This is a genomic window from Nocardia sp. NPDC049526, assembly GCF_044465765.1.
In the GTDB taxonomy this organism is placed as follows: domain Bacteria; phylum Actinomycetota; class Actinomycetes; order Mycobacteriales; family Mycobacteriaceae; genus Nocardia.
This window is the reverse complement of the sequence record NZ_JBITMA010000008.1, coordinates 385757-393475: the sequence shown is the minus strand read 5'-3', so window position 1 is coordinate 393475 and position 7719 is coordinate 385757. Positions and strand designations below refer to the sequence as shown.

Below are 7719 nucleotides of genomic sequence, written 5' to 3'. Positions count from 1 at the left end.
CAGAGCCTCCTTGTTCGGCGTAAAAAAGCAGGCCGAACGCATTCGGGCAGCACGAATAAGCCGCTGCGGCAACGCCGTTCAGCGTTGACACATGGCTTCGACGCCACCACAAGAAGATTCGGCGAATGCGCGGGGCATGACGACACCCGCGCGGGATCGAAACAGATTGCGCCCCGCGTGCGCCTAGCTCTCGAGCACTCCTCCAACGTCGCTGCCGCGGTGCGGGCGCCGCGGCGGTGTCAGCTACATCACACGGATGTGATCCGCATTGCGAACACTAGGCGCTTCGTTAATAAAAAGGAACTTTTTGCACTAAAAAAAGTTGGTCGGCCGTCCAGCGCGCTCAGCTGGGCCGACACAGCTGGGCAAAGCTGTGTTCGCGACCACAATTCGATCGCGGATGTGAGCCACAGCACTTTCGAATGTGCAGACTATGAGCGGGAACGTTGCATCCGCGTTGCATCAGCGCCGAGCCGCCGATCGAGTACCCGAATTTTGGCCTCGATCTGCGCATACAGCGGCGAATCGCGATCTACGGTCGCCCGATACGCGACCCAGGCCGCGGCATCGTCGCGCCCTTCCGCACATGCGGTCCACCGACGCAGCACCGCGGCTTCACCGGAACCGAGCACCGCGGCGCGCAGCCGGACCCGAAGTTCATCACGGATATCGATAATTCCCGGCGCGGTCGAGCGTGGCAGCACCGGACCCGCGTACAGGCGTAATGCGGTATCGACATCGCCGGAATCGAGCGCGGCCCGCAGCGCCTCGATATCGGTTGCGATATGCACCCGCAACCGATAAGGGCGCGAACCGAATACGGTCGGGCCGACCACCGCACGCAATCGCGACATGGCGGCGCGGATGGTGCCGTTATCCAGGTCCGTGTCGTCGAGCAGCAGTGCGAGATGATCCGCGCCCAGCCCCTCCGGATGTTCGGCGAGCAGCAGCAGAATCTCGGCGTGGCGCTGCGACAACGGAACTCGATCACCCGCGACGGTCAGCAGCGGCTGTCCGAGCCCGAGCACATCCAGGCCCAACCGCGCCGCCGCGATGTCACCGGTCGAACTCACCGCCCCGTGCTGACCCGCACGCATCGCGGTCAGCAGCAGATCCATTTCGGCCGCGGTCGAGGTCGCTTTCACCAATGCCAGAATCTCCGGCTTCGCCACCCGCACGCCCCCGGCGATCATCAGCACCCCGACCAGCCTGCCGTCGGGATCGTGCACCGGCGCCGCGGCACCGGTGATCTGATGCATCCGGTGCAGAAAGTGTTCGGGCCCATGGATCCACGCGGCCCGCCCGGTGCGCACCACCAGGCCGACGGCATTCGTGCCGATGCGGCGTTCGCTGAGATCATCGCCCGCGCGCATACCGATTTCGGCGGCGGCATCGACCTGATCGGGATTGCCGTGCACCCCCAGCACCCGGCCGAACTGATCGGCGACCGCGACGATCAAACCCGTTCTGGCCGTGTCCTGTACGAGCAATTTGTCGATCAGCGGCATCAATGCGGCAATCGGATGCGCGTCGCGGTAGCGCTGCAGATCCGCGCCGCGCAGGCCGCGCCCGTCGAGCGGATCCATCGGGTCGACGCCGCCGCGCACACTGCGCAACCAGGATTCGAGCACGACGGGACGCAGCAGACCGGCAAGCTGCGACAGCTGCTCGCCACCCGCGCTAAGGTATCCGTGTGCTTGTGCGGCATAGGCTTCCAGTGCGCCGAGCTGAGTGCCGGGTTCGACGCCGTGCCGTGGGGGCCGCCCACCTGCAAGATTGCTGACCATTTGCCTTTCTTTCCGCCCCAAACTGTACCGGCGCGCATAACTCGGGCAAGGGCCGTTGCCTTCGTTTGTCCGCCAGGTCACACCACATTCAGACCTCGCGCAAATGTGACCTACCCATCTTCCAGACCCCTAGGTGAGGTATTCGGCGACGCGTTCGGCAATCAGTACCGTCGTCGCCTGCGGACCGCGACTCAGCGGCACCGGAACAACGGAAAGATCCACCACGGATAAACCGGTCGTGCCGTGCACCCGGCACTGCTCATCGACCACCGCGCGCTCATCGTCCGCACCGCCCATTCGGCAAGTGCCCGACAGATGTTGCGAAGTAGCCAGATTCGCGTGCAACCACGCGTCATCCGGTATCGATTCCGGCGGGCGCACCATCGGTATCGCGTGCAATATCTCGCGCGCTTCGGTAACCGCCTCCCGTAACCGAATCCGATCCGCCGACTCCGACAAGTAGCGGTAATCGATGTCCGGCGGCACGGTCGGATCGGCGGAGCGGAGTCGGAGCACGCCTTCGGAATGCGGGCGCATGAGCGCCACACCCAACCGTTGGGTATACGGGGTAAACGTTACGGCGTACGGACGGATTTCGACATCGTCGAGTTCCAGCACATATTCCAGCGGGATGCCTGCGGCAGTCGAGGGCGACGGATCGAAGCGGTAGTCGATGCCGATCTCGGGGTGATCGCTGAACCCGGCGCCGACGGGCGCGGGATGCACCACCGGAATATCGAGCGCCCGAAGCCGTTCCGGATCGCCGATACCCGAGCGCAACAGCAGCGCCGCGGATTCGATTGCGCCCGCGCACAACACGATGCGATCCGCGTCGAGTGCGCCCGGCCTGCCCTCGTGCACATAGTCCACCCCGATGGCGCGCGTGCCGTGAAAGCGGATGCGGGTCACCAGTACGGCGCCGGTCACCGTGAGATTCGGTCGCGCGAGCGCGGGCGCAAGATATGCCGATCCGGTGTCGACGCGCCTGCCGTCCTCGATATTCCACGGCACCGGCCCGAAACCATCGGCCGGACCCGTGCCGGGCAGTGCGTTCAAGTCAGGTATGAGTGGTAGGCCGAGTGCCATACATGCCGAGGCGAATTCGCAGCTCAGTGGCGCGGGACCAGCGGTGCGGCGCACCGGTATCGGGCCCGTCGTACCGTGTCCCGGCTCGTCGCCGAAGTCATGGTCGCGCTCGAGCCGGCGATAGGCGGGCAGGACCGCGTCGAAGGACCAACCGTCGAGATCCTTACTCCACGCGGCGAAATCCGCGGCCGTCGCCCGGACGAAGTAGCCGCCGTTGACCGCACTCGATCCGCCGATCACCTTTCCGCGCACGATATTCCCGGTGATCTCACCTGCCAACGTGACGGGATATCGCCACACCCACGGTGATTCGTGCCCGATCGGCATTCGAGTCGCATCGAGCAGTACCGCAGGATCGGTCGACACCGGCCCCGCCTCCAGCAGCCGCACCCGATGCTCCGGGTCCGCGCTCAGCCGGGCCGCCAGTACACACCCGGCCGAACCACCACCGATGATCAGTGTGTCGATCATCTACATCAGCTCATCGGGTGGTACAGCCATCACACGTTCGATTCAGCTCCGGGGCGTACTCGGCGCGAGCGATTCCAGGCTGCGTGCGCGGAATGCGCCGAGCCACAAGCCCGTTCCATAGGCGATATCGTCCATCCGCTTGTAGGCCACGTAGCGGAACGGGTCGAGCCCGCCCGCGTCGCGATGGGTGAACCAGTCGGCCAGACCGTCCGCCACCGCCATGGTGACCGCGATGCGCCGGACCCGCCGAGAAAGAATCATCGCCAACATGGTGACCGGCCAATAGTGCCGACACATTGCCGAGGCCAGTCGCCAGATGCCCGCGAAGTAGCCGCGCGCCAGATAGATCGCCGCGATCCGAGTCGGGTTGTCCAGTCCGGTGAAGACCCGGCGTAGTCGGGCAAGCGCGGTCACCAGGGTGATGAGTCCGCCGAGTAGTCCCCACTTCGTCAGCGTGGCGAACAGCATGGTCGCGACCACCGTCCAGAACGGCACCGACAGCGGCGTCACCATGCCCGCATGCCGCTCGCCCAGCGGCGCGGCCCCGGTGCCGTAGAACAGTTTGCGACCGAACCACGCGCGGAACGAGATTCGATGATCGTGCGCGACGTGCGCCGCCGGCTCATAGCGCAGTCGCCAGCCCGCCTGCTCCAGCCGCCAGCACAGATCGACGTCCTCGGCCACCTGCATCGTCTCGTCGAACCCGTCCTGCGCGAGCAGCGCCCGGCGGCGCACCAGCATGGCCGCGCTCGGCACATAGGAGACCAGTCCGCGCGACTGCACGGCCGATTCGCGCCGACCGAGATCGAGCGAGGAGCGGGTGTGCTCATAGCGCGCGAGCGCGTTCGACTCCGGATCCAGCGCGACGATCCGCGGCGCGACCAGCGCGACCTCCGGATCGCTGAAGTGTCCGAGCATCACCTCGAGCCAGCCGCTGCGCGGGACCACATCGGAGTCCAGGAAGGCGACGAAGTCGGTTGTCGCGGCCCGCAACCCGGCATTGCGCGCGGCGGCCGGGCCCTGTCTGCGGTCGTGACGCAGCACGGTCACCCGGCAGCGGGTGCCGCGGTTGCGCGGGATCTCGACCGGCTGATCCGAACCGTCGTCGACGACGATCACATTGTGTCCGCGCAATGCCGCGAGCAATCGGGCGAGGCCGTCGGCATTGTTGTGCAGTGGCACGATCACGGTCACATCGTCGAGGGACGGCAGCAACCGGGGGCGCGGATTACCGACACCGGAGTCGAGCAGCCGTCTGGCAACAACGGCGGACTTCGGGCCGGTGACCTCGAGGTACCCGTCGCCGATCATCTCGGCGGCCTCCGGGGCAAGTCGCAGCAACCGGGCGGGTGAACCCCCGATCAGGATGCGTCCCCCGGAGTATGCGCGTACCCGTGGATCGATCCGCACCCCGAATCCGTCGGGCAGGCGATCGTGGCGCATTCCTGGCATGTTAGGCGGTGATTCGCGCATTGGCACCATCAGTCCGGAAAAAAGGACGGAATTCCGCACGAATCCGCCCGTGTGGCGCAAGAACTCCCGCCGAATCGTGTCTTCGGCGGGTCGCAAGCGACTCGCCGAAGACAGCTGGCAACGAGAGGGCAATCATCGATTTGCCACTCGATAGCCATCGTCGATCAACGGGATAGCACATAACTGGCTACCGGCCCGCCATCAGTTCAGCGGACTTTCGTCGCAGGCACGCGCGGGGCGCCGCTCCGGCGACAGGCGTTCGGACGCGGACCGAGATACCGACAGTGTCAGCGGAATCGGTCCCGACTTACGCGAGCCGGGTCGGCTCGGCGCAATGCGCCTGGAGTGGTCCACCGACGAGCGCGGAATCATCCGCCCGACATCGGCGAGGGCCGCCTCGCCGTAGCCCTGGACGCATTCCGGATCCGGTCCGTCGGCGGGCAGGCCGGTGAAGAATTTCGCCGCCATGCAGCCGCCGCGGCAGGAGTCGTAGTGCGCGCACCCGGAGCACGCACCGCCGCCGCTCGGCTCGCGCAGTTCGGCGAAGAGGTCCGATTCCTGCCACACGGTGCGGAAACCGCCGTCCGCCACCACATTTCCGGCGAGGAACTTGTCATGGATGGCGAAGGGGCAGGCATACACGTCGCCGAGCGGATCCACCAGGCAGACCACCCGGCCCGCGCCGCACATATTCAATCCGGGCAGCGCCGCACCGAAGGCGGAGAGATGGAAGAACGAGTCGCCGGTGAGCACACCCTCGCCGTTGCGCACCAGCCAGTCGTAAAGCACCCGTTGCTGTTCCGGCAGCGGATGCAGTTCGTCCCAGACATCCGCGCCGCGTCCCGAAGGCCGCAGGCGGGTCAAACGCAGTGTGGCGCCGTACTTGTCGGCGATCGCCTTGAACTCGTCGAGCTGGGCGATATTGTGTCGGGTCGCGACCACGGAGAGTTTCGCGTCCGCGAATCCCGCGGCCGCCAGATTCTCCAGCGCCCTGATCGCCATCGCATAGGAACCCGGTCCGCGCACGGCATCGTTGACCTCGGCGTCCGCGCCGTCCAAGGAAATCTGTACGTCCACATAGTCACTGGCGGCCAAGCGCGCGGCGACCTCGGGCGTGATGCGAACTCCGTTGGTGGAGAACTTCACTCCGACATGGTGCGCGGTCGCGTAGTCGACGAGCTCCCAGAAGTCCGGGCGCACAGTCGGCTCCCCGCCGCCGATATTCACGTAGAAGATCTGCATGCGCTCGAACTCGTCGATGAGCGCCTTGCACTGCTCGGTGCTCAGCTCGCGCGGATCGCGGCGGCCCGAGGACGACAGGCAGTGCACACAGGACAGATTGCAGGCGTAGGTCAACTCCCACGTCAGGCAGATCGGTGCGGCCAAACCGTTTTCGAACTTATCGATCAATCGCCCACCGGTGACGGCCGACGGCTGCCCGGCGAGCGGCAGCGGCGCTACCGCGGGGATCGGAGCACTGCCCGGCGCGGCCTGCCTGATCATGTCGGAGCCGGCCAGCTGATCCAATGCCCGAACATACTGTCCGGCCAGGTCATCCGTGACGCCCGCCGCATGCAGGGCCGCGCGTGCCGAGACATGCGCGGGCAGCGACCGCACGATCTCGAGTATCCGTGGACTCTTCAGAAACGAGAGCTTGCGGGTGCCGAAGTGATAGAGCAGCGCGCCGAAGGACTCCGGCCGCAGCGCAACGCGCGGATGCAGCTCCCATCGGGTATCGAGATCGAGCATGGTCGCCGCGCCCGTCAGTAGACGCCGCACATACCGTCGATGGAGACCTCTTCGATGAGGGTCTCCTCGACCAGCGGCGCTTCCTCGATCGAACGGGACTCGGCTGCCCCGATCCGTCCGGTGTTGTCGGTATCGGTGTGTCCGATGGATCCGTACTCCGGCATGCCTACCTCCGAGATGTGACCGGGTTCCGCGGCCACTGCTGTAGCCGTCATCACACAATAACGTCATGAGCTGACAAAATGGAACAGGGAATGCGCAGCTCCCGCTCGATGCCCGCGCGGACGCACGCCGACCGACTCACAGCGGCGCGCTCTAGACTGCGGGTGGCAAGCAGCTGAACAGGACGTGACGGGCGATTCGACCCGCAGTGGTAGAGGTGGCATGGGAGTCGGACGAATGCAGACGAGCGGGGGCGGCGGCAATACGCTGTCGGAGTCCGAGATCGTCGAGGCCGCGTTGCGGGTGGTACGTGAGGACGGTGTGGAGAAGCTGTCGATGCGACGGCTCTCCCGTGAGCTCGGCGTTTCCCCGATGGCGCCGTACTACTACGTCGCGGATAAACGCGAGCTGCTCGATCTCGTCGCCACCGCGGCGCTGACCGGAGTTCGCAAACCATCGGCCGATTCCGGACCGTGGCAGCAGCGACTGCGCGATCTGATCGACCAGATCGATGAGAAACTGCGCAAGCATCCCGGACTCGGCGATGTGCTGATCGAACAGATGCTGGGAAAACAGCTCGACCTGATCGCCGCGATCATGGAGATCCTGCTCGAGGCCGGTTTCAACGATCGCAATGTGCTCGCCGGGTACGCGACGATCCACACCTACCTGTTCGGCCGCCGCCGGGTGAACCCGCGGGAGCCACAGCCGCTGGCGGATGTCGCACTGCCCGAATCGGTGGCACGAGCCACCAAATACATGCCCGACCTGCGCGGAAAGTACGCCTACGACTTCGGCATGGAAGTGCTGATCGCGGGTCTCGAGGCCCAACTTGTCCGTCAGCCCGATCCCGACGTACGATGAAACTGAAACACGTTCTAGTTTTGGTTCGGTTCGAGAGGACGCAAGGCGTGAGCGAGCGCAGCGAGCGAACGATATACACAGCACCTTCGGTGGACCTGACCGAGCCGAGCGTAAGCGAGGCGCGGTC

General features: G+C 65.7%; 6 protein-coding genes. 1 reads left to right on the top strand and 5 read right to left on the bottom strand.

Annotation, left to right across the window (positions count from 1 at the left end; all coding sequences use genetic code 11):
- Positions 1–431 precede the first annotated feature (431 nt).
- The 5 genes from ACIBW7_RS26450 to mftA all read right to left on the bottom strand — a co-directional run bounded on the left by ACIBW7_RS26450 (position 432) and on the right by mftA (position 6655).
- The gene (locus ACIBW7_RS26450) at positions 432–1787 is read right to left on the bottom strand and encodes a GAF domain-containing protein (protein WP_397050682.1); all 1356 of its coding nucleotides are present in this window, start codon (positions 1785–1787) and stop codon (positions 432–434) included.
- A 129-nt stretch (positions 1788–1916) separates the two neighbouring features.
- Positions 1917–3344, bottom strand: a complete 1428-nt coding sequence (gene mftG / locus ACIBW7_RS26445; protein ID WP_397050680.1) for a mycofactocin system GMC family oxidoreductase MftG — start codon at positions 3342–3344, stop codon at positions 1917–1919.
- Between the two features lie 42 nt (positions 3345–3386).
- Positions 3387–4787, bottom strand: coding sequence for a mycofactocin biosynthesis glycosyltransferase MftF (mftF, locus tag ACIBW7_RS26440; RefSeq protein WP_397050678.1), 1401 nt, complete (start codon positions 4785–4787; stop codon positions 3387–3389).
- 231 nt (positions 4788–5018) lie between these two features.
- A complete protein-coding gene (gene mftC, locus ACIBW7_RS26435) occupies positions 5019–6566 on the bottom strand; it encodes a mycofactocin radical SAM maturase (protein WP_397050831.1) in 1548 nt (515 codons plus the stop codon).
- A gap of 14 nt (positions 6567–6580) precedes the next feature.
- Complete coding sequence (mftA, locus tag ACIBW7_RS26430) at positions 6581–6655, bottom strand: mycofactocin precursor MftA (protein WP_245720762.1); 75 nt, start codon at positions 6653–6655, stop codon at positions 6581–6583.
- Between the two features lie 310 nt (positions 6656–6965).
- Here mftA and mftR2 point away from each other — a divergent pair, with 310 nt between their 5' ends.
- On the top strand, positions 6966–7592 hold the full coding sequence (mftR2, locus tag ACIBW7_RS26425) for a mycofactocin system transcriptional regulator MftR2 (RefSeq protein ID WP_397050676.1): 627 nt from the start codon (positions 6966–6968) through the stop codon (positions 7590–7592).
- Positions 7593–7719: the final 127 nt, after the last annotated feature.

What these genes read in the sequence shown, in the direction of transcription:
- ACIBW7_RS26450 (WP_397050682.1), bottom strand. Translation starts at nt 1,787, where the DNA reads ATGGTCAGCAATCTTGCAGGTGGGCGGCCCCCACGGCACGGCGTCGAA.
- mftG (WP_397050680.1), bottom strand. Translation starts at nt 3,344, where the DNA reads ATGATCGACACACTGATCATCGGTGGTGGTTCGGCCGGGTGTGTACTG.
- mftF (WP_397050678.1), bottom strand. Translation starts at nt 4,787, where the DNA reads ATGCGCCACGATCGCCTGCCCGACGGATTCGGGGTGCGGATCGATCCA.
- mftC (WP_397050831.1), bottom strand. Translation starts at nt 6,566, where the DNA reads ATGCTCGATCTCGATACCCGATGGGAGCTGCATCCGCGCGTTGCGCTG.
- mftR2 (WP_397050676.1), top strand. Translation starts at nt 6,966, where the DNA reads ATGCAGACGAGCGGGGGCGGCGGCAATACGCTGTCGGAGTCCGAGATC.